The sequence below is a fragment of the Acidilobus saccharovorans 345-15 genome (genome assembly GCF_000144915.1).
Lineage (GTDB): Archaea > Thermoproteota > Thermoprotei_A > Sulfolobales > Acidilobaceae > Acidilobus > Acidilobus saccharovorans.
This window is the reverse complement of the sequence record NC_014374.1, coordinates 481,796-503,291: the sequence shown is the minus strand read 5'-3', so window position 1 is coordinate 503,291 and position 21,496 is coordinate 481,796. Positions and strand designations below refer to the sequence as shown.

Here is a 21,496-nt window from a genome sequence, read left to right as displayed (position 1 = left end):
CTCAAAGGGCTAGAGAAAAGGGTCAGCTAGCGAGGTGCCTAGAGACGAGAAGGAGCGGGCTCCTGGCCATGAGCTTCATAGTGATGGCCTTTAACTCTCTTTACCAGTACTCCTGGAGCGTCCTCAGCCCGCTGATAGCCTCAGGGCTTCACATAAACTTCCTTAAGGTCAGCGTGGCCTTCACTCTCTTTGCAATATTCTCGACAGCTTCACAGCTGGCAGTGAGCCCACTCGTGGACAGGAGGGGGCCAAGGCTCATAGCGCCCCTCGCCTCGCTGCTCTCAGCCATGGGCTTCCTGGGCACGGCCTTCTCTACTTCCCTGATAGAGTTTTACGCCTTCTGGAGCGCTGGGAGCGTGGGCGAGGGGGTACTTTACGGCATAGCCTCAAACGCCGCGGTGAAGTGGTTCCCTGATAGAAGGGGCCTTGCCACTGGGCTCGTGAGCCTTGGCTTCGGCCTTGGGGCCGCGGTGGCTAACCCATTCATAGGCCTCTCGAGGAGCTTCAGGGAGGCGAGCCTAACCATAGGGGTCGTGGAGCTGGCGGCGCTTACGGTCATCTCATCGCTCATAGAGTATCCAAGGGGGCTCAGGGGGGTCGACCTTACAACGACTGTCAGGTCGCCCAGCTGGTGGCTGCTTTACGTTACCTTCGTCCTCTCCCTGGTTCCGCTGGTGTCCTTCTCAAGCTCGCTGGGGAGGCTGACGGACCTCAAGGGGTACCTCTTTGGCGTGGCCGCCTCCCTCTTCCCCCTGTCAAGCGGCCTTGGAAGGCCCGCGCTTGGGGCCTTATCTGATAAGCTGGGAAGGCCCAGGACCATATTGGCGTCACTCCTCATAATAGCCTTCTCCTCGGCCCTGGCACTTTATGGCCCTGCGCTCGCCAAGGTAGTCGCGGTATCCCTCGTAGGCTTCTTCAACGGCGCCCAGATACCGCTGTTCTTCAGCATTGTCGGCGACCTCTACGGCGAGGCCTTCTCAACGTCAAATAACGCCGCTATGTACACCGGTAAGGCGTTCAGCGGCCTCTTGGGCGGCGTCGTGATAGCCGCGCTTATAGAAGGCGGCTACGGCGCTGGGGCCCTTGTCGTAGGCTCACCCCTGTTGGCCTCGGCGTTAATGTTAGCCGCCGTGGAGGCCAGGAGGAGGGGACGCTAAGGCTGGCCAGCCGGCTTAGCCCTCTTCTGCTCCTCCTGAATCGCCTTGACGGTCTTCATCACTGTTATCAGGATGTTGTGCCGCGCCTCGTCCTCAAACATGGTCTTGCACCTGGCATCTATTGCTATAACGTAGGTGCTCTGGCTGGTCTCTATGACCCTTATTGTTGGCACATCGGCTACTATAGGGAGCGATGAAAGCTCCTTCTTGAGCCTCTCTATGACCGTCTCAGGGTCAAGGTCCTTGGGGACCTCGTAGCGGGTCCTGACCCTCCTGACCTCGTTGTCCGAGTGCACAAATATTGCCGCCTGAGCCATGATGCTGTTCGGCACCTTTACCGGGACGTTGTCGTCTGAGAGTATAACCGTGTACATCAGGTTTATCTCCTGCACAACTCCAGTATAGCCAGGTATCAGGTAGTCTGTTGAGAAGAACTTGGGTGGGTAGGAGGGCACTATGAGGCCATACTGCCATGTGCTGAACGTTATCCTGTCGCCTACCTTGAAGGGCCTTGTAAGTATTATTACGATGCCTCCAAATATGTTAGAGAGGACGAACTGCGAGGCAAGTCCTACCACCAGCCCCGCAAAGCCGCCAGCCGCCAGGGCCTCTGTTACCCCCACCCTTATTATTGCCAGGAACACCACGAACGCTATCACGTAGCCGCTGAGCCTCACTATGAAGGCCACGGAGGAGGCGTTGGCGGGGCCCACCGTCGAGGCGAGCCTGTTCCTAAGGGCTATTGCAATTAGCTGCGTCACGGTCACTGAAGCTATGAGCCAAAGCACGCCATAGACGTAGTCTTCGAACCCGGTCGGTATGAGTTTCAGCTTTATAAGCACGTAGCCCACAAGTATTACTATAACTACCACTAAGGCTGACAGCAAAAGGAAGTACAGCATGCTGTGGCCAGGACGCCGCGGCATTGCATTATAAGTGCTGCTTACAGCCATCTTGCACCCAAGGGACCTCACCACAGGCAGAGGTCCCTTAAATCTTGTTAGCCAGGCTCATGGTAAGCTAGAGGCTATTTTAGTTTAGATATCGTGAGTTCCCTCCTGCCTCATGGCCTTGTAGATCGTTGACGCCAGCTTCCTTCCCGCCTTGGTTAAGTCGTAGTAGACGCCGTTTGGCTTGTGGCCCATCTCCCTGGACTTGAACTTAAGCCACGGCTTGACTGAGGAGGTCACTTCCCTCTTAAGTTGTCCCTTGAACCTGGTTAGGTACCCCTTAGCCTCCAGGTCGTTGCAAGCCTGCTCTATCTCGTCCTCGCTGTACTTAGGGGCCCACCCGCTGGCCCCCATGAGCCTCCTGGCCATGTACCACGGGCTGTCAGGCCCGTACTTGTATATGTGCGCCAGGATTAGCTTCTCCAGCTCCGTCAGAGGGGCCTCATTGTCCTCATCGCTGCCTTCCTTCAATCCTTGACATCACCCACTCCTCAAAGGACCTCCTGAGGGAGGATATCTGGGCGGGGGTGTTATCTGTTAGCCCCCTCACGCTGAGCACCGCGTCAACCAGGTCCCTGGTCAACTCATCAAAAACTTTGTAGCTCACCTCGCCCCAAGGGTCGGCCTGGTAACTCCTTTCCACCAACTTGACGCCCCCGCACTGGGAGTCCTCCGTTATCTTGTACGGCTCGAACACGGCAATCACCGGCTTTCCAAAGTAGCCGGCGAGTATTGCGAGGTTCTTGGAGCCCACCTTGTTGTATATGCAGCCATCGGAAGTTACGTTGTCCGCGCCTATGAGAACCATGTCTGTGCGTCCCACGTAGGAGCTAGCCGCCGCGTCCACTATTAACTCCACGTCAAGCCTTCTTGACCTGAGCTCCGCCGCCGCGTTCCTCCCCTCGCCTCCTGGCAGGCTCTCAAGAACGTAGACCTTCCTGACCATGTTCTGTAGAGAAGTCAGAACGTCAACTACGTTGCTGCTGTAACTTATCGTGATGACGCTTATCGGCTGGCCCTTGACTAAGTCCACGGCGTGCCTGACGACCTCCTCCCTTGACCACTTCATATAGTCAAGGAAGGCCTCGGCCCCGTCCTTAAGTGTCCTGCCGCTGTAGCACGCCTCCTTTAGCGCCCACACGAGGCTGTCTATACTTCCCATAGTTGGGTTGGCCGATATGAGCAGGCCTGAGATGCTGTCCACGTTATCGCACGACGCCCTGCCGCCCGAGAAGTCATCAATGACGGCCCTGGCAAGCGTCTCAGCGGACCATGAGGCCCCCCTTATCTGCTCTGATGAAACCTCAAGCACAGCCCTTCGTATGCTTTCCAGCACATTACCCCCAGGGCACGCTGGGAACAAAAAGGGATTTTTCCTTTTCGCAGGGACTAGGCCTTTTACGTTCGCGCTGGGACGAAAGCTTTTAATTAGATGCCTGGATACGGTATCCAGGGATCTCATATGAGCCTAGGAGGTGCTAAGGGGTCCGCGTCGACGGTCCTCCTGGCGGCAACGCTGATAATTATGGTGGTTCTCGTGGGGCTAACTGCTTACTCCATGTACCAGGTCCAGGTGATTAACAGGAAGCTCAGCGACATCAGCTCCTCGGTGTCAAATATAAACAGCACCGTAATGAGTGAGGTGTCGAGCAGGCTAGCCAACGAGAGTGAGTACCTTGGGGAGCTGCTGTCGCAGCTTAACACGAGCGTCAGCTCCCAGGTAGCCAAGATAAGGGGCGAGGTCTCAGGCCTTGAGGCGAGCATAGGGTTCCCCGTTGCCATAGTTGACGCGCTCAACCAGACCGTCTACGTGCCCTCCATGCCCCACAGAGTAGTGACCCTTGACCCGGCCTCCACCGAGATAGCGCTTGCCGTAGGTGCCGCCGGCCAGCTGGTCGGAGTTGACAATGACAGCCTCGTGTACCTTCCGCCGCCCTTCAACTACACAATAAATAAGCTCTACCAGAACGGCTCCGTGGCCAGCATCGGCAGCACCTGGAGCTCCCCGAGCGTTGAGGCCATACTTGCGCTGAGGCCTGACCTAGTCATTGGGACCGCGGGGTGGGGCTACAACAACTACATAGCCTCGGTGCTCAGCCAGTACGGCATACCCGTGCTCCTGCTGCCCTCGTCGAGCTCCCTGAGCGACGTGTATAAGTCCATAATTATGGTAGGCGAGGCCACAGGCCACGTAAAGGATGCTGTAAGCATTGTAGAGAACGACTCCGCCATAGTTGACTCCCTGGAGTCGAGGCTTCATGGCCTCCCGGAGGTCAGGGTGGCAATAATACTCTGGGTGAACCCAACCTACGTGGCCGGCGGCGGCACCTTCCAGGACAACCTTATAACGCTTGGCGGCGGGGTCAACGCCTTTGCCAACAGCAGCGGGTGGCCAGTGGTGACCGCCGAGGAGCTCCTTGAGGTGAACCCGCAGGTGATAATATTGATGAGCAACGGGGGTCTCTTCAATGAGTCCTACCTTATACAGTGGCTCAACTCTTCCATAGGGCCAGCCTACAAGAACATCAGCGCCATAGCCTCAGGTAGGGTTTACCTGGTTGAGGGCTGGTACGAGAGCGTCCTGAGCGAACCCTCCGTGCTCGCGCCGTACGGGGCCCTGCTCATAGCTGAGATACTCCACCCGCAGGCCTTCAACATAAGCAGCCTGCCAAGCGTGATCTCGCCGTCAACCTTGGGCGTGCCAGGTGTGAACCTTGAGGGCGGGCCAGCTTAGGTGGCTGGCGCCCCCGATACTGCTGGCGCTGGCCTCGCTGGCGTCGGTGTCCATAGGCCCCTACTCCAGGGTCGGCCTGCCCCAGCTGGTGGACCTGATGGTAGGCCATGACATACCTAGCACCTACTTTTATATTATAGTATACAGGCTGACCAGGACGGCCGCAGCCATAGTCCTAGGCGTGTCCCTGGCCTCAGCCGGGGCATCCCTGCAGTACACGCTCCGCAACCCCCTCGTCGACCCTTACCTGGCAGGCGTGGCCTCGGGGGCCCTGCTGGGGGTCACGCTCATGATATACCTGGGCCGCGTGGGCTTCCTTGAGCTGTACGCCGCGGCGATGGCTGGGGGGCTCCTTACGCTCGCCCTGGTTACCGTGGTCTCCTCACTTGCTGGCGGCGGCGCGTCCACCTTCTTAATAACTGGCGTCGCCGCCTCCTACCTGTTGAGCGGCCTGACGATGTTCCTCATGATAGACCTCGGCCCGAGGCTGCCTGGGGCCCTTTACTGGATGTTCGGCAGCGTGGCCTTCGTGACGGCTAATATACTTGAGAAGTCCGCGGCCGTGGCGGCGGCGTCCCTGGCAGGGCTCCTCCTCCTGGCAAGGAAAGTCAACACGTTCATGCTTGGCGACGAGGTCGCCAGGAGCCTGGGCGTCAACGTCAGCCTAGTGAGGGCCCTGTCATTCCTGCTGGCCTCCTCCGCGACGTCGGCAGTCGTAGCCATGTCAGGCCCAGTGGGCTTCATAGGCCTCGTGTCGCCGTGGCTTGCAAGGCGCATGTATGGGAGCAACTTCACCACAGTGCTTCCAGCGGCAGCCACTATAGGCGCTACCCTCACGGTGCTCAGCGACATAGCTGCGAGGCTTGTAATATATCCCTCAGAGGCGCCGCTCACCGCCGTCACCAGCGTCTTTGGGGCCCCCCTCCTGGTCTACATACTGTTAAAGTCGAGGAGCGAGGGCTCATGGTAAGCGTGGCTGTAAAAAACCTCAGCTATGAGGTAAACGGCGTCCACATACTGAATGACATAAGCTTCACGCACAGCTCAGGCCTGCTCATGATAATAGGTCCCAACGGGGCTGGCAAGACGACGCTGCTGAGGGCCCTGGCCGGGCTCGTAAAGTTCAGGGGGTCCGTTGAGCTTGATGGGGTTAGGCCGGAGGAGTACCGCAGGTACATATCATATGTGCCCGCGCAGCCCTCCCTGGACCTCATGGCCAGGGGCCTCGACGTGGCCCTTGCCATGAACTACCGCCCCCCTGACGGCCTCTGGAGGGAGAGGTTCCTGGAGGTCCTGGGCAGGTTTGGCCTGGGAGGGCTCGCCAACAGGCCTGTCATATCGATGAGCAGCGGCGAGCAGAGGCTCCTGCTCCTGGCCGCGGCCCTGTCCCGTGACCCAAGGCTGCTCATACTTGACGAGCCCACCGCGTTCCTAGACGTCACCAACAGGACCAAGGTCATTGAACTGCTGCAGGAGCTCGCAGGGGATGGGGTCTCAGTAGTGGTGGCCACGCACGACATAGAGTATACCGCCGTGGCGGACAACGTTGCCGTGCTGAAGTCCGGCAGGCTGGTGTCGTTTGGCCCGCCCAGGGAGGCCTTAAGTGAAGAGCTCCTGAGCGACGTCTATGGGATCAGTATAAGGCGCGTGGACAGGAACACGCCATCTTACATGCCTGAACTACTCTTAAAAAGATTTTCTAAGTGAATAATCATACATCAGTTTATATTCCAGCAGCGCCCTGAGCTCCTGGGCGAGAAGAGTGGTCTCCCTCAAGAGGTACGAGCTCCCGCCTCTTCCGTATAATTATGATGCTCTCGAGCCAATAATAAGCGCTGAAACGCTAAGGTATCACCACGACAAGCACCACCTGGGCTACGTCAACGGCGCCAACGCTGCTCTTGACAAGCTTGAGAAGTACCTCAACGGCCAGCTGACTGACATAGACGTGAGGGCCGTGAGCAGGGACTTCGAGTTCAACTACGGAGGACACATACTTCACACGCTCTACTGGCTTAACATGGCTCCCAAGGGCAAGGGTGGAGGAACCCCTGGAGGCGCCATTGGGGACGCAATAAACAAGTTCTTCGGCTCCTTTGACAAGTTTAAGAAGCTCTTCGGCGACGCGGCCAAGAACGTTGAGGGCGTGGGATGGGCCATACTTGCATATGACCCGGTCACAGGCGACCTGAGGATACTGCAGGTTGAGAAGCACAACAACGTCGTCACCACAAACCTGATACCACTGCTGGCGGTTGACGTGTTCGAGCACGCCTACTACATAGACTACAGGAACGACAGGGCCAAGTACGTTGACAGCTGGTGGGACCTGATAAACTGGGACGACGTCGAGGCCAGGTACCAGAAGGCCTTGAACACGCCAAAACTGATACTTTGATCTTATGAACAATAAATAGGTCTGTATATATTTTTGTTATCATTTAGTTTTTAATTTTTAGGTACATATTCTTGCTTTTTTCTTTCTAAAAACTACTGAGAGGTGGGACCAAAAATGACCATAAAGGTCAGGATAGACCCCAGGGACAACTGCATAGCTGACATGGTCTGCGTGAGCCTGTGCGGAGACGTCTTTGAGATGAGTGACGTGGACGGCAAGAGCCAGATAATAGCCAAGTGGAGGGCCGACCCCAACGACATAAACCACGGCGAGGTGCCGGACGAATTCCAGGACTGCGTTGACGCGGCAGCCAAGAGCTGTCCGACGCAGATAATTCACTACGAGGGGCCTAACGGCTCTTACTGAAGCCGAAAGCTTCTCAGTTAAAAAGGGCCTAACGCTAGCCTTCTAAGCCCCAAGGTTTTTGTTGACCTAAGACTAGATTTTTGAGCCTCCCACGGCCTTGTCCGCGGATACCCTGAGGGCCACACCAAAGGCCTTAAGTATAGCAAGTATGACGCCCAGCGCGTAGGCCACGTCAGGGTCTGACATGGCCCTTACCATTGCCATGGGGTCGTAATAAGATGGCGATATGAGGTTAAGGCTCTTCTTAAAGCCCTCCGAGGTCCTCCTTATGACCTCGGCCACCTGCGGGTCGCCCAGGGTCTTTGAGAGCTCTATGGCAACGCTGGCAAGCCCCTTGAAGGACACCACCAGCTCCTCAACCAACTTGCCAACCTCCTGAGGGGGCAGCTTTGAGTCTAACACCCTTGATATCTCCTGAGAGGTGGAAACGGCCCACCTCGCTATCTGGCTCGACGGTCCCTCGCTCTGGCCGCCCTGCCTTGCAATCTCCTCCAGCGACGCTGGAAGGGCGGTGAGCAGCGAGGACACGAAGGCGCCCAGGGCCGCGCCAAGCAGCTGGGCGGCCTTAATGTTGTCTTCGCTCAACCTGCTCTCCTCAGCCTTCTTCTAATAGTTACGCCTTTATAAGTAGTTCTTAAATAATTACTTAGGGCCAGCTGTGAACAGCCTGGATGAAAGGGTCTACGAGGTCGTCAAGGCAATACCAAGAGGTAAGGTGACCACTTACAAAGCCATAGCTGAGCTGCTGGGCGTTTCCCCCAGGGCGGTGGCCAGAGCGCTAAAGAGAAACCCAAGGCCCATTGAGGTGCCATGCCACAGGGTGATAATGTCCGACAGGAGCCTCGGCGGCTACGCCTTTGGAGGTCCTGAAGTAAAGAGGCTGCTCCTGCTATCCGAGGGCGTCAGGTTTGATGAGAAGGGCAAAGTGCTCGAGGACTTCATAGTCAGGGACCTGAGGTCTATAGATAAAAATTTATGGGTGACTAGCCGTAATACGTAAAGTCTCGCGCTGACAGATAAAGGTGAAACTAAATGAAGGCAGCCAAAGGCAGTGGAGACTCGTTCGCGGTGATAGCGGCCATAGTGATACTGGTGACGTTCGGCGCCAGGGCCTCAAATAATATGATAGCCACCACGCTGCCCCTCCTTGTCAAGAGGCTTTTCAACTTTAACGGCCTCGCCGTAGGGCTTATAGCTACGGCCTTCATGGGGTCCACCTTCGTCTCGAGCACCTTCATAAACGCCAGGCTTCCTGCGGTGTCCAGAAGAAGGTTCTTCGTGGCAGCGGCTATAGCCTACGCAGCGCTCTTCCCGCTCTACGCCTTCTCAAGTCCTCTGACCGTCTGGGTGCTCGCCGTGGCTGCCGGCATGGCGCTGGGCCCTATAATGCCTAACATAATGACCTCCGCTGGAAGCGTTAGGGACCTCAAGGCAAGGGAGAGGCTTCTGACCATATACACGCTCGCCCTCAGCACGTCCCTACTCGTGGGCCCTGCCATAGACTCCGTTATAGTTAAATATGTTGGGCTTAAGGCCTCCTTCATCTTCTTTGAGCCTATAGCCGCCCTCGTCGCCGTCATGGCCCCCCTGGTCAGGTTCCCTGAGGAGGGGCACCCCTCCAAGGGTTCAACCAGGCCCAGCGTGACCTCGATACTTGCCAACAACGGGTTCATAGCGGCCTCCCTCAATAATTTAACATACTCAGTGCCCTTCGCCTTCATAACAAGCTTTGCTGGCCTCTACGCCGAGTACAGGTTTCACGTGAGCGACTCCATAGCGCTCCTGTTATACTCATTATTCTACACAACGTCATTCTTGGGGAGGCTCGTGCTGGCCATAAGGCCCCCATATAACGTGGTGAGGCTAATGATACTCTCGTCAAGCCTCACGCTCCTGGGCCTCATAGCAGCCTGGGCCTCGCCCACACTGCTGGTGTACATGGCTGCACTGCTGCTACTTGGAATTCCACACGGGCTCACCTACACGCTCAGCGTGATCTCTATATCAAGGACTTTCGAGCCAAGGAGCCTTAACGCCGCCAACAGCTACTTCTTCTCAATAATGATGATAATAGGCTCCGGGCTGCCGGCCGCGCTTGGAGCCATAGTGACGGCCGCCGGGTATCAGACCACTATACTGAGCATAGTGCCCATAGTCGCCGTTATCTTCGGCGCCACGATGTTCTTTGCCCGGAGGGCCTCAGCCGTGCTTGTCAGGCCCCCCATGATTGCTGAAGGCCCCTAAGCTAGCTTTTATTTTACCACCAACAGTAGTAAGCGGGACCTAACTTGGCTAGGGCCTCTGAGGTCCTCAGGCAGTCGGCTGGGGACCTGTGGAACCAGTACGTGAGGAGTCGGTTTGTTGAGATGCTCCGTGACGGGACTTTGCCGAGGGACGCGTTCAGGTACTACCTGATACAGGACTCTAAGTACGTGGAAGAGATGCAGAGGGCCGTCATAAGGGCGGCCTCCCAGGCGCCCCTGCCAGAGGCGGTTAAGGTCCTCCTGGCGGTCTTTGCAAACCCTGAGCGCGGGGCCGAGGTGCACTCAAGGCTCTTCAGCGAGCTCAACATAGGCGAGGTCGAGGTGAGCTCCACAGGCATGAACCTGACCAGCTACGCCTACACGAGACACCTTAACTACTACGCGTCGCTAGGCTGGCCGGAGTTCCTGGCGGCGTGGGCCCCCTGCATGTGGGGCTACAGCGAGGTCGGCAGCTATGTTATGCACTCCAGCGATCCCCTTTACAGGACCTGGGGGGAGTTCTACGCCTCTGACGACTATAACTCGCGCGTGAGGGCCGTGCTTGAGGTGCTTGACCAGTATAGCGTGACGCCGGAGATGCAGAGGGCCTTTGTCAACAGCGTCAGGTTCGAGATATCCTTCTGGGAGTCGGCCCTCAGGAAGGATCCAACCGTTTACTGAGCCTGCACAAGGCTATTAAGGCCGCCGCCCCATCTAGGCCCAAGGGCTTAATGGTAAGGACTCGCAGCAGGCTGCTGCTGGAGGTGCTTGAGGTCCTCTCAGCTCCTTATTCCGTGCTCTCAAGGCTTATGCCGCAGATGGCAGCCCTTGCCGTTATAATAGCTATAACCGCCTACGTCTTCATGTACTTCCAGCACATTGACCTGGTGTCTGCAATATACGCGTCCGTGGGCCTGGTGACCACCATAGGCCTCTACACCCCGTCGATAAACGCTATGCCGGACTCCGAAAAGCTGTTCCTGACGGCCCTAGTATTAGCATCGGTGGCCACCTACACAACCATAGTAATGAATATAGTCTCAACCATAACTAAGAGGACTGTGTGGACTGACGCCAGGGCCAGGTGGAGGGCTTCGCACGTGAAGGACCACGTGGTGGTGCTTGGCGACGTGCCTGAGGTGGCGGCAGAGCTGGACAGGATGGGGATTGAGTACATCATGGTTACGAGCAACGAGTCCCTGGCTGCTAGCCTTCAGAACCACAGGGTTATAATAGGGAACCCGACAAGCGAAAGGGAGCTGAGGGCGGCCGGGGTAGAGTCAGCGGCAGTTGTAATAATAGCCCTTGAGAGCGACTCCGACTCGCTCACGGCCCTCATCAGGGTGAGGAGGCTTAACCCGAAGGTCAGGACGGTGGTAATGATACACAACGAGGATCTAACCGACGTGTTCCTAGACTCAGGGGCGACGCAGGTAGTTAGGCTCAGGAGGTTCATAGGGAGGGCCTTGGCGGGCATGGCTCTGTCGAGCAACCTTGGAGGAGTGCTGCTGGAGTCTACAGAGGGCAGCAGCAAGGCGCTTCGCCAGGCGGGCTACGGCATCGGCTTCTTCAAGGTTGAGAAGGGCTCCAAGTGCGATGGCATGGCCTTAAGGGAGCTGCCGAAGGGGGTCATACCTGTCCTAGTGGAGCGTAACGGCGTCTTCACTCCATACTTCTCCATGGACTTTAAGCTCAAGGAGGGCGACGGCCTCGTGGTCCTTGGGGACCCAACCAAGTTTACCGGAATAAGGGAGATATGCTCGGCGGGTGGTGGACCTTCTTGAGGGCGATTATAGTAGCCTCCCCAACGCTCGACAGGGTGAGGCTTCCTAACGGCGTGGTCAGACTTCAGGCCGGCGGGCCAGCCCTTTACGCCGGCTTCGCCCTTAGGAGCCTTGGATATGAGGTGTGCGCGCTGGGAACGTACGGCCGCCTGGTCAGCCCCACCCTGAAGCTGGAGTCGTCCCTTGGCATAAGGAGGATCTGCTGCGAGGGCCGCGGCGAGGGTTACGTTTTCGCCCACTACTATGACCCTGGGTCGCCGGCCAGGAGGTCAACAATAGAGAGCGTCTCTGGTCCGCTCACGGCTGACGACCTTTACTCCGCCCTTAAGGAGTGCGACCCTGACCTTGTAATCATATCCCCCGTGTACTCCGAGGTGCCCCCGGAGCTACTAGGCTCCAGCGCGCTCAGGGGCAGGAGGGTAAGCGTTGACGTGCAGGGCTTCTCAAGGAGCTTGGGCGACGGGTGGTGGGAGAGGCTGAGCCCTGAGCACGTTTCCCTGGTTCACCTCTCCAATGACGACGCTGGCGAGTCCGTCGCCGAGTCCCTTGCGAGGAAGTTCCCCAACGTGCTCTATACCGTGGGGCCTGGCGGGGCGCTGATCTACGTTGGTGGCAAGGTCACCGCCGTGCCGTCGCCTCAGGGCAACGAGCTGCTCGAGGACAGGACCGGGGCGGGGGACGTCATGCTTGCGCTGGTCTCTCACAGGTTCCTTATGCAGGGCCTGCCCCTCGACGAGGCCTACCTTAGGTCTCAGGAGGACTTCCTTGAAATAATGAGGAGGCTCTCAAAGGCTAAGGTGCTCGGCCAGTCCTAACCTTGGGCGGCCCTCTCAGGTTTATTTTTATACTTTTAAACTTGTCCCCGCAGCCAAATCATGGCAGGAGGCCAGCTGATGTTACTCAGGGACTTCATAACGCTGGGCGGCATGCTGAGCCTGCTGAGCGGGGTAGTGGCGCTGATCACGAGCTACATAGCGTTCATGTACCAGAGGACGGTAAGGGCGTCTCCCCTGAACTACATAAGCTTTGGGTTCCTGCTCCTCGGCATCGGCCTTATAATACAGGGGTGGCTCAGCATGTCATTAGGGCTAGGCATAGGCAACATATATGAGGACGCCAGGCTGACCTACCTCGCTGGAGTCTCCTACCTGCTCCTGCAGAACGTGGCCTACCTGGTGTTTGCAATAGGTTACACCAAGGCCGCCTACTGGGGGGCCCTGGGAGCACTGGTAATTGAGCCGAGGCAGCTGAGGGAGTACTTCCTTTTAGGTCACCTCGTGTTCGACTCGTCTCAGGTTATGTCAATAACCCTCCTCTCAATAGTCGTCTTTGAGGGCCTCCTGCTCGAGAGCAGAGGGGGAAGCAAGGTCTCAAGGCTTATCCTGCTCTCCTTCGGCTTCCTGCTGGCGTCACACGTAATAATGCTGTACTCCTCGGCCGTCAGGGACCCCTACTTCTACATCTACGGCGAGCTCGTTCAGTTCGTCTCGTTCGCGCTGCTGGCGCTCTTCCTGCTGAGGTGGAGCAGGTATTGAGCAGGTCGCCGCCGAGGAGCAGGCTGAAAATCTACTACGACGTGCTGAAAAGCATAGCAGACGAAAACGGCAGGGCGAGGTTCTCGCACGTGCTCTCAAGCGCTAACCTTCCCTATGACAGGTTCATTATGTACCTCTCGGAGCTCGAGGAGAAGGGATTTATAATAGAGGAGAGAGGCAACGATGGTAACTACCTCGTGCTGACGGAGAAGGGCATGAACTTCTACCGCGAGCTCCGCAGAATGGACTACTTCCTCAGGGGCTTCGGGCTCTCACTTTAAAATGAAGTGAACTGCCTCAGAAAGGAGCGCACTGTACTCCGAGTACAAACTGCTTATTTGGAGGGAATGACATTCCTAGCAATGATGAAAGGCAATGCCACAGCTCAAGGGACCAATAATAGTTTTCGGCGGCGACGGCTACATTGGATGGCCCCTTGCGATGCACCTTGCGATGAGAACTAGCGACGATGTAGTCATATTTGATAACATGTCAACTAGGCTGCTCGTAAAATCTGTGAACTCGGACAGCTTAATCCCCATAGCCGCCATGGCCGAGAGGCTCAAGGCTTTTAAGGAATACACAGGAAGGGACAACCTCGTATTTGAGCCAGGCGACGTGAGGGACCCTCAGAGAGTCGATGAAGTCATAGCTAAGTATAAGCCTTCAGCGGTGGTTCACCTGGCTCACCAGAGGTCTGCCCCGTTCAGCATGATAGACCAGAGGCATGCTGTCTACACAGAGGTAAACAACGTTGTTGGAAACCTCAATATAATCTTCTCCTTGGCAAGGCACGCGCCCAACGCTCACCTGCTTAAGATGGGCTCCATGGGGGAGTACGGGACTCCCAACATCACTATAACGGAAGGTGACATAGAGATAGAGTATGGGGGCCGTAAGGACAAGTTCATGTTCCCAAGGATGGGCCAGAGCTTTTACCACCTCAGCAAGATCTTCGACACATACAACCTGCTCCTCGCAAACGAGATCTACGGCCTCAGGGTAACCGACATAATGCAGGGCGTTGTCTTCGGAACAAGGACGCACGAAACCACAATAGCCGAGGAGCTTCAGACCAGGCTTGACTTTGACTCCACCTGGGGCACGGTGATAAACAAGTACGTGGTCCAGGCAGTCCTCCTGAAGAAGCTCCTGATCTACGGCAAGGGAAGGCAGACCAGAGGCTTCCTGTCGCTGTACGACAGTATCAACGCGATGACTCTGCTCCTCGAGAACCCGCCCAAGGAGGGCGAGTACAGGACTGTCAACCAGCTTGACATGATCTATGATACGCTGACCCTGGCCCAGATGGTCGCTGAGGTCGCCAGGGAGTACGGCATAGACGTTGACTATGAGAGGGTCGAGGACCCGAGAGTTGAAAAGGAAGAACACTTCTATGACGTAGAGCACAGGATACTCCCCTCGCTTGGGTTCCACAGGGAGAAGGACATGAAGGACGTCATAAGGGAGATCTTCGAGGATGTCATAAAGTACAGGTCCAGGGCTGAGTCCATGAAGGAGCTTATCTACCCGTATGCCAGGTGGAAGGACTCGTACATCTACGACAGGCAGGGCTTCAGCCTGCCCAGGGAAGTCGAGAGGCCTCTGACTGTAAACGAGATACTCAAGCTGGCGGGCTTTGGGTGACCCCGTTGGACGAGCTTAAGGTGCTGCTGCTCTCCGAGTATGACAGGAGAATTGGGAAGTTAAGGAGAGGGCCGCTGCTGAGGCTCCTCAACCCGCCCCCGCACGTGAGGTACTTTGCCCTGCAGCGCTCAAAGATGTATGAGGCCCCAGCCAACTACAGCGAGCTCTCGCCCCTGGAGCTGCTCAGGTCGCTCGTCAGACAGGCCTCAAGGGTCCTCAGGACGCCGCTCGGGGAGGGCTTTGACCTGGTCCACAGCTTCTTCATAGACCTAACTCGCACTTCGGTGCCGTGGATTCACGAGAGTGACGAGAGCCCTGGACAGTACCTTGATGAGTACGTTAACGTGCCAGATGTCGCCAAGAACATCATTACAGGGGCCCTCGTGGACAGGCTTGTTGACGACAACTGTAGGGCCGTGATAACCTGGTCCAAGTGGGCCCACGAGGGCTTCGTGAGGGACGGAGTGCCAAGCTCGAAAGTTCACGTCATCCCTCCCCCAGTTTCCGTCAAGAGCAGAAGGCCCCACGATGCCGTTAACATACTGATAATAGCCAGGGATCCCATTAGAAAGGGGCTCGACGTGTCGCTTAAGGCGTTTGTAAGGGTTCACAGGCACTTTAACAACGTGAGGCTAATAGTTGTCGGCCCCAATGCGTCAAGGCTCGCTAAGGTAGGGCTTAAAGGGGTCAGGGCCTTTGATAAGGTCGACGATGACACCTTACATGATGTCATTATGCCCACGACCGACGTCGTGCTTGCCCCAAGCAGGGCTGAGGCATATAACTTGACTGTGCTTGAGGCTATGGCCTATGGGGCCGTCCCAATAGTGACCAACGTAGGCGCCCTTCCTGAGCTCGTCGGGGAGGCAGGTCTTATAATAGAAAGGGACGACTACGATATGCTTGCTGACTCCCTGGAGAAGCTCGTTAGCGACCAGGGCCTCAGGGAGAGCCTCTCTTTAAGGGCACAGGAAGTCGTCAGGAGGGACCACGACCCTGAAGTTATAGGGGAAAGCCTCCTTAAGGTGTATAGGCAGGCTTTAGAAGGCTGAGGGGCTCTTGAGGAGGGAGTCAGTAGGCTTCGTGCTTTCCGCCGCCTCCATAAGGTTCGCCACTGCGTCCCTTCAGGCCACCGCCGTGGCCTTTCTCGCGATCACAGGCGTTAAGACCCCGCTCATCTCCTACATGGTAATCTTGATGTGGGCATCAATAGCCATTGGCTCGCTCGCGGCGACCCTGGCTAAAAGGGCCAAGGCAAGTAGCCTTGTAGGGCTTCCGCTCATGGCGCTGGGGCTCATAACCTTAGCCGTGAGCCCAAAGCTCGCTGTCCTAAGCATTATAGTTGCTGGCTTTGGGTCTGGGATGGCAGGCTCCGCGCTGGCACCGTCATTGCACAGGCTTTCGCCAAGGGAAAGACCCATGGAGGGGCTGGGCAGCTACTCCCTGGGACTCTCCCTTGGACTCATCACCGCCACGCTGGTCTCCTCGCTGATGCCGCCCTCAAAGCTCTGGATAGTCTTCATCGCTGCTGGGGCGGTGGCCGTCGCCTCAGCGGCCCACGTGCTCTTAACGCCTGTGCCGTCCCACGCCAACGTACACATAAAGTTGCCTGGGCTTAGCGACGTCAAGAGGTTCTTCACCACGCGGAGGTTCACTAAGGCCTTTTACGTGAACTTCCTGTACTCTACAATATTTCCGCTGGTCTTATCCTACTGGTCCCTCTACGCAATTAAAGTGCTGGGCATGAGCACTGGACAGGCCTTTGGGCTCCTGACGGCCATGTTTATAATATCGGCAGCCATAAGGCTTGCCTCAATTAGACTCAAGAACGTGAGGGCCGCGGAGATCACAGCGTTGGCGGCCCTCACAGTATCAACTGCCCTGCTGTCAACTAACGCCACAATGCTTGTAACCGCCGGCATTATACTCTTCGGCGTGCCTCACGCGCTCATTTACCCTGTCTCACTCTATGAGTCGTTCGAGTCGTCCCCCGACAGCGAGATCAAGGCTAGCTACGTGATAGCTCTCTCCTCAGGTGCTGGAGAGGTGCTCGCCCCGCTTGTGGCCTCGCTTATGGTTACGCTGGGCGCTATAGAGCACATATACATAATTTCTGTGCCCCTCGCAGTCGTCGCGTTGTCGCTGGCCCTGGTCCTCTGAGCCCGACGGCCAGTGCTTCCACTTTAAATCGCTGATTGGAACAGGTGCAGGGGATGAGAGATGAGCAAGGAGGTAGAGGACCTCAGGTCACTGGTGGTCAAGATAGCTGAGGGGGCCGCCAGGATGCTGAGGGAGGAGTGGTGCACGGAGTCAACAAAGAAGGTCAAGGGGGAAACCATAAGGGCTGACCTTGAGTCCGAGAGGGCCATATTCGAGGACCTCAAGGCTCAGGGCCTAAGCTTCAGGATGGTGAGCGAGGAAAGCGGAGTCATGGGCAGCGGGGACTACACCTTCATAGTGGACCCCCTGGACGGGAGCCTCAACTATGAGAACTGCATACCGTGGTGCTCGGTTTCCATAGCTGTTATACCGCCAGGCTCCAGGTCCCTGTCCGATGCAGTGGCCGGCGCGGTGGCCCCCATAGGGTTCGGCAAGACCATATCCTTTGGCAGGGGAGAGGGATGCTTTGAGGGCAGCGAGAGGGTTTCGCCGGCGACCTCTGAGAGCGAGATAGTTTTTGTCTACGTTGAGAGGCCTGAGGAGGCTTACAGGATATCCAGGCTTTTCAATTATATGCCTAAGCTCAAGGTCCGGAGCCTCGGCAGCTCAGCCCTAGAGATAGCCATGGTAGGCCTTGGCAGAGGGCTTGCCTTCATTGACCTCAGGGATAAGCTGAGGAACGTTGACGTGGCTGCGGCCCTTGGCATAGCCAGGGAGTGCGGCGCCGCCACGCTGAACTCCAGGGGCGATGAGCTGAGCGGGGACATAGATAAGGTGTCGGTGGTCGGCGACGTTATAGTTGTCAGGAAGGAGAGGGCAGGGGATATCATCAGGGCGGTCTCTGAGCCTCCCTGAGCTCCCTGGGCACCTTGTACCTCAGGATGGCTATCACGCCCCCCATGGAGGCCACGGTGTCTGATGCCGGGGACTCCCTGGTTATCACTACGACCTCTCCTCCCCTGGACTCCACGCTCTCAATTATATTCTGGGCCGTCTCCCTTTCACTATCATCGATGGAGTAGAGAAGGGAGTCAATTATAACTAGGGACCTCACGGCCCCCAGCTCCGCTGCCAGCTTTACCTCAGGGAGCGTGTAGGCCACCAGGTCGGGGCTTGTGGAGACGAGCTTCATGAACTCGTCAAGTATGCTCTCAGCCCTAACGCTATTCATCTCGTTAAGCGCCTCCAGCACGCTCTGCCTTCTCATAACTTCATAGACCCCCTCTATGCCCCCAGAGGAGACGGTGTCCTCTACGACTCTCAGGCCGCGGGCCAGGAGCCTTACCTTTGACGCCACCTCGTCCTTCACAGCAGTTGGGCCTGCGACCACGACTACGTTTGCGCTCTCCTTGGAGGCCTGCTCGACAAGCTCGTTGGCAATTCTATCTATAGCCTCCTCAAGGTTAGCCTCCCTCCTCGGGTCATCCTTGGAGCCCAGGGAGAGGGGGTTCTCGTAAAGCACCCTTAGGCCCACAGGCGTCAGGACCGCCAGCGCGTAGCTCTCGTAGTCAACAGCGAGTATAATTGCCTTGCCCCTGGGCCCGCTCGCCCTCAGCTTCTCTATAATCCTCTGGCTCCACCCCCCGTCCCTTATGAGGGTTACCCACTGGTTGAGCCCTATGTAGGCCGACTGGTGCTTGCCCTTGACGCCGAACCTGTCTGGGCCCTCCTCAATGACGCCAAAGATCCTCAGGGCCCCAGTGAACGGCTGAAATTCAACGTTCTCAACCCTTAACAGGACCTCGATGGGCCTCCTCTCCTTGCTCTTTGCGTCCCTTCCGCTCACGTCACGGGTGACGACAGTCCTGATAAGGTCCCCCTGCCTTAAGGTCATAGCTAACGTCCACAGGTCCTCCTCGCTTCTGGGCAGCACCTCTATGTACCTGGCCTTGGAGTCCAGCAGCCTGACCTCCATGCCGTGCTTCCTTTCCTAGTCCAGGTGGACCGCACCGCTTAAAGTCTAGCATAGCCCGTAGACACTGGGGCCTGAGGCTTGGCCATAGACGTCAGGAGCACGCTGCCAACAAAGATAAACTTGATAAGGCTGCGAAGGGAGTACGCCACCATAAGGAGGATTAGGAGGGTACTCGAGGAGAAGAGGGACGTCCTGCTTCACTACATAAGGAGCGTCGCGGAGGACTACAACAGGTACCAGAAGGAGGTCTACAGCAGGCTTGAGGAGATGTTCACAGAGTTCTACAGGGGTGAGGCCTCCGAGGGCATACAGAGGACGTGGGCCTACGCCGATTCCGTGAAGAGCTCTCTCAGGATAAAGGCCGGGGTTACGGTTATGTTCACGGTAAGGGCTCCCGTGTTTCAGCTCATACCTACGTCTGTGGCGACTCCCGCCATACCTCCCGGCTCCTCGCCTGACCTGGTAGAAAGCTACGTTATGCTAAGGGAGGAGGTGCCCGCAATACTTAGGCTTGCCCAGTACGAGGAGACCATAACTAGGCTGATAGAGGAGCTGAAGAGGACGCAGAGGCTCATCAACTCGCTCGATTACGTCATAATACCAAGCTACGAGAGGGCCATAAAGTTCATATCTATGGTGCTTGACGAGAGGGAAAGGGAGGACTTCGTCAGGCTCAAGCACCTCAAAAGAATGCTCACGGCTGCTGAGGAGAGCAGGGCCGCTAGGGCGCCAACGCCCCAACAACTATGAACGCCACGGCAAGGCCTATGAGCACCGCCAGGAACTTGCCCGGCGTCAGGTTTCCTATTGCTTTTATGCCCCTGGCTATGAGCACCACTCCCCCTATTACTATTATGGCGAGCAGCATTGCAATGCCTACTAGGGCAAGCACGTTACCCGCGGAGCTCAGCTGGAGCCCGCCAAAGTGACCAAACACGGAGTTTACAGCGTACTGCAGGGCCTCTAAGGTCACCCCTTCTCACCGGTACTTACTTACTCCTAGGGCTCACTAAGGGTATCACACGTAGTAATACTTCCGAAGCGCAACGCTGTTTTCCCTCGGACCTCACTTAGCATGAGGGTTTGCATATGGCCCTACAGCAGGGCCCCAAGGCGTGGCTGCTGACCATAGGCAACGAGATATTGATAGGAAGGATAGTGAACACCAACGCCGCGTGGCTTGCCAGAAAGCTGACCTTCCTAGGGTTCAGCGTCGAGAGGATTATAGTGACCCCTGACGACCTCGAGCAGATAGGCGATGAAATAAGGAGGGCCCTGTCACATGGCGTAAGGCTAGTCATAACCACCGGGGGGCTCGGGCCAACGTATGATGACAGGACCCTGGAGGCCGTGGCCCTGGCCACTAACCGCAGGCTTGTGCTGAACAAGGAGGCTTACGAGATGGTCTTAGCCAAGTACAGCCAGGGCGGCATGCAGATGACTAAGGAGAGGGAGAAGATGGCCTACATGCCCGAGGGGGCGGTGGCGCTGAGGAACTCAGCGGGGACCGCCCCAGGCTCATGGCTTGACCTCGGCAGCACCATAATAGTCTCACTCCCCGGCGTGCCCAAGGAGATGGAGGCGATATTTGAGGAGGAGGTAATGCCAAGGCTTAAGGCTATAGCCCCGCAGCTGTCGGTGGTGGAGTGCGGCTTCAAGGTAGTTGGCGTGCCCGAGTCGTCGCTCGCCCCCTTCGTCGAGGAGGCTGAAAGGAAGAACCCAGGCTGCTACGTAAAGAGCCACCCCAAGGGGGTGGAGGTCGGGAACCCCATCCTAGAGATAAAAGTCCTGGCCTCGGGAAACACGAGGGAGGAGGCCCTGACTAAGGCCATGTCAGCCCTGGAGGCTGTCAAAGTTGGAGCGCAGAAGCTCGGCGGAAAGATTAGTGAGGAGGGCTGTTCGTGACAAGCTAGTGTTGACCTTCTCTATAGCCGCCGCAGGGGGAGCTCTGGTTGCCATGAGCCCCAGGCTTGGCAGGGCCTACCTTTTCCTGGGCGCAGCTATAATGTTGGCGGCCCCCTGGATCTCATACCTCATAGTACTTTGGCTCTACAGGGACGAGGTGCTCCGCGAGAGCTGAGCGGAGTCTAAACGGCTTTATATAAATTTTCCCGCGAACCTTACTATGAGGAGGTAAGCCTTGGCTGAGAACCGCGCAGGGCCACCTAAGCTTAAGGTGAGCGGCGACCCAGAGCTGATAAAGCTCGTTGAGGACGCGCTCAAAGAGGTCTATGACCCGGAAATACCTGTTGATATATTCAACCTTGGCCTAGTCTATGAGATAGAGGCCACCAAGGAGAACGGGAAGCCCAAGGTCAGGGTACTTATGACGCTGACGGCTGTCGGCTGCCCCGTAACAGGCTCAATACTAGGCTACGTTGAGCAGGCCATATTAGACAGGGTTCCTGGAATCAGCGAGGATGACATAGAGATTGACGTGACTTTTGACCCGCCCTGGAGCCCTGACATGGTCAGCGAGGAGGGCAGGGAGCTGCTCAAGGAAGTATATGGCTATGACGTAGTTGAGGAGTGGAAGCAGAGGTACCAGCAGATGAACGAAGAGCAGAGCCCGCAGCAGGGCAACGCATAAAGCTTTACCCAGAGCTA

General features: G+C 57.0%; 27 protein-coding genes. 21 read left to right on the top strand and 6 right to left on the bottom strand.

Annotated elements, in window-relative coordinates; genetic code table 11:
- Window positions 1-68: 68 nt before the first annotated feature.
- Window positions 69-1,157 (top strand): MFS transporter, encoded by a 1,089-nt coding sequence (locus ASAC_RS02590; protein WP_013266424.1) that lies wholly within the window; start codon window positions 69-71, stop codon window positions 1,155-1,157.
- Here the strand turns inward: ASAC_RS02590 and ASAC_RS02585 are convergent.
- From ASAC_RS02585 to ASAC_RS02575, 3 genes are all read right to left on the bottom strand, one after another.
- Entirely contained in the window at window positions 1,154-2,059 is a 906-nt protein-coding gene (locus ASAC_RS02585; protein ID WP_013266423.1) for a mechanosensitive ion channel family protein, read from the bottom strand. The two genes, ASAC_RS02590 and ASAC_RS02585, sit on opposite strands and share 4 nt — an antisense overlap.
- 135 nt (window positions 2,060-2,194) lie before the next feature.
- A complete protein-coding gene (locus ASAC_RS02580) occupies window positions 2,195-2,542 on the bottom strand; it encodes a hypothetical protein (RefSeq protein WP_048812957.1) in 348 nt (115 codons plus the stop codon).
- Window positions 2,543-2,558: 16 nt separating this feature from the next.
- Complete coding sequence (locus ASAC_RS02575) at window positions 2,559-3,443, bottom strand: eIF2B alpha/beta/delta subunit family protein (RefSeq protein ID WP_013266421.1); 885 nt, start codon at window positions 3,441-3,443, stop codon at window positions 2,559-2,561.
- 126 nt (window positions 3,444-3,569) lie between these two features.
- Between ASAC_RS02575 and ASAC_RS02570 the strand changes: the two genes are divergently transcribed.
- From ASAC_RS02570 to ASAC_RS02550, 5 genes are all read left to right on the top strand, one after another.
- On the top strand, window positions 3,570-4,841 hold the full coding sequence (locus ASAC_RS02570) for an ABC transporter substrate-binding protein (RefSeq protein WP_013266420.1): 1,272 nt from the start codon (window positions 3,570-3,572) through the stop codon (window positions 4,839-4,841).
- Entirely contained in the window at window positions 4,822-5,811 is a 990-nt protein-coding gene (locus ASAC_RS02565) for a FecCD family ABC transporter permease (protein ID WP_013266419.1), read from the top strand. The genes ASAC_RS02570 and ASAC_RS02565 overlap by 20 nt, the downstream gene beginning before the upstream one ends.
- Window positions 5,805-6,548, top strand: a complete 744-nt coding sequence (locus tag ASAC_RS02560) for an ABC transporter ATP-binding protein (protein WP_013266418.1) — start codon at window positions 5,805-5,807, stop codon at window positions 6,546-6,548. The genes ASAC_RS02565 and ASAC_RS02560 overlap by 7 nt, the downstream gene beginning before the upstream one ends.
- A 55-nt stretch (window positions 6,549-6,603) precedes the next feature.
- Window positions 6,604-7,239, top strand: coding sequence for a superoxide dismutase (locus ASAC_RS02555; protein ID WP_013266417.1), 636 nt, complete (start codon window positions 6,604-6,606; stop codon window positions 7,237-7,239).
- A gap of 114 nt (window positions 7,240-7,353) precedes the next feature.
- On the top strand, window positions 7,354-7,605 hold the full coding sequence (locus ASAC_RS02550) for a ferredoxin (protein ID WP_013266416.1): 252 nt from the start codon (window positions 7,354-7,356) through the stop codon (window positions 7,603-7,605).
- Window positions 7,606-7,677: 72 nt separating this feature from the next.
- Here the strand turns inward: ASAC_RS02550 and ASAC_RS02545 are convergent, their stop codons facing one another.
- The gene (locus ASAC_RS02545) at window positions 7,678-8,190 is read right to left on the bottom strand and encodes a DUF1641 domain-containing protein (protein WP_013266415.1); all 513 of its coding nucleotides are present in this window, start codon (window positions 8,188-8,190) and stop codon (window positions 7,678-7,680) included.
- Between the two features lie 73 nt (window positions 8,191-8,263).
- Between ASAC_RS02545 and ASAC_RS02540 the strand changes: the two genes are divergently transcribed.
- The 11 genes from ASAC_RS02540 to ASAC_RS02490 all read left to right on the top strand — a co-directional run bounded on the left by ASAC_RS02540 (window position 8,264) and on the right by ASAC_RS02490 (window position 17,829).
- Window positions 8,264-8,605 carry an MGMT family protein gene (locus ASAC_RS02540; RefSeq protein WP_013266414.1) on the top strand — a complete coding sequence of 114 codons (342 nt, stop codon included), beginning with the start codon at window positions 8,264-8,266 and terminating at the stop codon, window positions 8,603-8,605.
- Between the two features lie 32 nt (window positions 8,606-8,637).
- Window positions 8,638-9,849: an MFS transporter gene (locus ASAC_RS02535; protein ID WP_013266413.1), complete on the top strand. Its 1,212-nt coding sequence runs from the start codon at window positions 8,638-8,640 to the stop codon at window positions 9,847-9,849.
- 44 nt (window positions 9,850-9,893) lie between these two features.
- Window positions 9,894-10,529, top strand: coding sequence for a thiaminase II/PqqC family protein (locus ASAC_RS02530; RefSeq protein ID WP_013266412.1), 636 nt, complete (start codon window positions 9,894-9,896; stop codon window positions 10,527-10,529).
- Window positions 10,530-10,579: 50 nt separating this feature from the next.
- Entirely contained in the window at window positions 10,580-11,632 is a 1,053-nt protein-coding gene (locus ASAC_RS02525; protein ID WP_013266411.1) for a potassium channel family protein, read from the top strand.
- Window positions 11,629-12,447 carry a carbohydrate kinase family protein gene (locus ASAC_RS02520; RefSeq protein ID WP_013266410.1) on the top strand — a complete coding sequence of 273 codons (819 nt, stop codon included), beginning with the start codon at window positions 11,629-11,631 and terminating at the stop codon, window positions 12,445-12,447. The genes ASAC_RS02525 and ASAC_RS02520 overlap by 4 nt, the downstream gene beginning before the upstream one ends.
- Before the next feature lie 60 nt (window positions 12,448-12,507).
- Window positions 12,508-13,167, top strand: coding sequence for a hypothetical protein (locus ASAC_RS02515; RefSeq protein ID WP_013266409.1), 660 nt, complete (start codon window positions 12,508-12,510; stop codon window positions 13,165-13,167).
- Complete coding sequence (locus ASAC_RS02510; RefSeq protein WP_048812746.1) at window positions 13,164-13,448, top strand: winged helix-turn-helix domain-containing protein; 285 nt, start codon at window positions 13,164-13,166, stop codon at window positions 13,446-13,448. Before ASAC_RS02515 ends, ASAC_RS02510 begins: the two co-directional genes overlap by 4 nt.
- 94 nt (window positions 13,449-13,542) lie before the next feature.
- Window positions 13,543-14,814, top strand: coding sequence for an NAD-dependent epimerase/dehydratase family protein (locus ASAC_RS02505; RefSeq protein ID WP_013266407.1), 1,272 nt, complete (start codon window positions 13,543-13,545; stop codon window positions 14,812-14,814).
- Window positions 14,815-14,819: 5 nt separating this feature from the next.
- Complete coding sequence (locus ASAC_RS02500) at window positions 14,820-15,866, top strand: glycosyltransferase family 4 protein (RefSeq protein WP_048812745.1); 1,047 nt, start codon at window positions 14,820-14,822, stop codon at window positions 15,864-15,866.
- Window positions 15,867-15,873: 7 nt separating this feature from the next.
- On the top strand, window positions 15,874-16,974 hold the full coding sequence (locus ASAC_RS02495; protein WP_013266405.1) for an MFS transporter: 1,101 nt from the start codon (window positions 15,874-15,876) through the stop codon (window positions 16,972-16,974).
- Window positions 16,975-17,034: 60 nt separating this feature from the next.
- Window positions 17,035-17,829 carry an inositol monophosphatase family protein gene (locus tag ASAC_RS02490; protein WP_013266404.1) on the top strand — a complete coding sequence of 265 codons (795 nt, stop codon included), beginning with the start codon at window positions 17,035-17,037 and terminating at the stop codon, window positions 17,827-17,829.
- Here the strand turns inward: ASAC_RS02490 and ASAC_RS02485 are convergent.
- A complete protein-coding gene (locus ASAC_RS02485) occupies window positions 17,804-18,889 on the bottom strand; it encodes a pelota family protein (protein ID WP_013266403.1) in 1,086 nt (361 codons plus the stop codon). The two genes, ASAC_RS02490 and ASAC_RS02485, sit on opposite strands and share 26 nt — an antisense overlap.
- Window positions 18,890-18,967: 78 nt before the next feature.
- Here ASAC_RS02485 and ASAC_RS02480 point away from each other — a divergent pair, with 78 nt between their 5' ends.
- Entirely contained in the window at window positions 18,968-19,639 is a 672-nt protein-coding gene (locus ASAC_RS02480) for a V-type ATP synthase subunit D (RefSeq protein WP_013266402.1), read from the top strand.
- Here the strand turns inward: ASAC_RS02480 and ASAC_RS02475 are convergent.
- Window positions 19,611-19,862, bottom strand: a complete 252-nt coding sequence (locus tag ASAC_RS02475; protein ID WP_013266401.1) for a hypothetical protein — start codon at window positions 19,860-19,862, stop codon at window positions 19,611-19,613. The two genes, ASAC_RS02480 and ASAC_RS02475, sit on opposite strands and share 29 nt — an antisense overlap.
- A 116-nt stretch (window positions 19,863-19,978) precedes the next feature.
- On the opposite strand from ASAC_RS02475, the gene ASAC_RS02470 reads away from it, so the two are divergent.
- From ASAC_RS02470 to ASAC_RS02460, 3 genes are read left to right on the top strand one after another with little or no spacing between them, the layout of a single operon-like run.
- The gene (locus ASAC_RS02470; protein ID WP_013266400.1) at window positions 19,979-20,794 is read left to right on the top strand and encodes a nicotinamide mononucleotide deamidase-related protein; all 816 of its coding nucleotides are present in this window, start codon (window positions 19,979-19,981) and stop codon (window positions 20,792-20,794) included.
- A complete protein-coding gene (locus tag ASAC_RS02465) occupies window positions 20,775-20,969 on the top strand; it encodes a hypothetical protein (RefSeq protein WP_013266399.1) in 195 nt (64 codons plus the stop codon). The genes ASAC_RS02470 and ASAC_RS02465 overlap by 20 nt, the downstream gene beginning before the upstream one ends.
- A gap of 60 nt (window positions 20,970-21,029) precedes the next feature.
- Window positions 21,030-21,479 carry a metal-sulfur cluster assembly factor gene (locus ASAC_RS02460; protein ID WP_013266398.1) on the top strand — a complete coding sequence of 150 codons (450 nt, stop codon included), beginning with the start codon at window positions 21,030-21,032 and terminating at the stop codon, window positions 21,477-21,479.
- Window positions 21,480-21,496 lie beyond the last annotated feature (17 nt).

What these genes read in the sequence shown, in the direction of transcription:
- ASAC_RS02550 (WP_013266416.1), top strand. Translation starts at nt 7,354, where the DNA reads ATGACCATAAAGGTCAGGATAGACCCCAGGGACAACTGCATAGCTGAC.
- ASAC_RS02590 (WP_013266424.1), top strand. Translation starts at nt 69, where the DNA reads ATGAGCTTCATAGTGATGGCCTTTAACTCTCTTTACCAGTACTCCTGG.
- ASAC_RS02470 (WP_013266400.1), top strand. Translation starts at nt 19,979, where the DNA reads ATGGCCCTACAGCAGGGCCCCAAGGCGTGGCTGCTGACCATAGGCAAC.
- ASAC_RS02515 (WP_013266409.1), top strand. Translation starts at nt 12,508, where the DNA reads ATGGCAGGAGGCCAGCTGATGTTACTCAGGGACTTCATAACGCTGGGC.
- ASAC_RS02525 (WP_013266411.1), top strand. Translation starts at nt 10,580, where the DNA reads ATGGTAAGGACTCGCAGCAGGCTGCTGCTGGAGGTGCTTGAGGTCCTC.
- ASAC_RS02570 (WP_013266420.1), top strand. Translation starts at nt 3,570, where the DNA reads ATGAGCCTAGGAGGTGCTAAGGGGTCCGCGTCGACGGTCCTCCTGGCG.
- ASAC_RS02490 (WP_013266404.1), top strand. Translation starts at nt 17,035, where the DNA reads ATGAGCAAGGAGGTAGAGGACCTCAGGTCACTGGTGGTCAAGATAGCT.
- ASAC_RS02505 (WP_013266407.1), top strand. Translation starts at nt 13,543, where the DNA reads ATGCCACAGCTCAAGGGACCAATAATAGTTTTCGGCGGCGACGGCTAC.
- ASAC_RS02485 (WP_013266403.1), bottom strand. Translation starts at nt 18,889, where the DNA reads ATGGAGGTCAGGCTGCTGGACTCCAAGGCCAGGTACATAGAGGTGCTG.
- ASAC_RS02560 (WP_013266418.1), top strand. Translation starts at nt 5,805, where the DNA reads ATGGTAAGCGTGGCTGTAAAAAACCTCAGCTATGAGGTAAACGGCGTC.
- ASAC_RS02535 (WP_013266413.1), top strand. Translation starts at nt 8,638, where the DNA reads ATGAAGGCAGCCAAAGGCAGTGGAGACTCGTTCGCGGTGATAGCGGCC.
- ASAC_RS02585 (WP_013266423.1), bottom strand. Translation starts at nt 2,059, where the DNA reads ATGCTGTACTTCCTTTTGCTGTCAGCCTTAGTGGTAGTTATAGTAATA.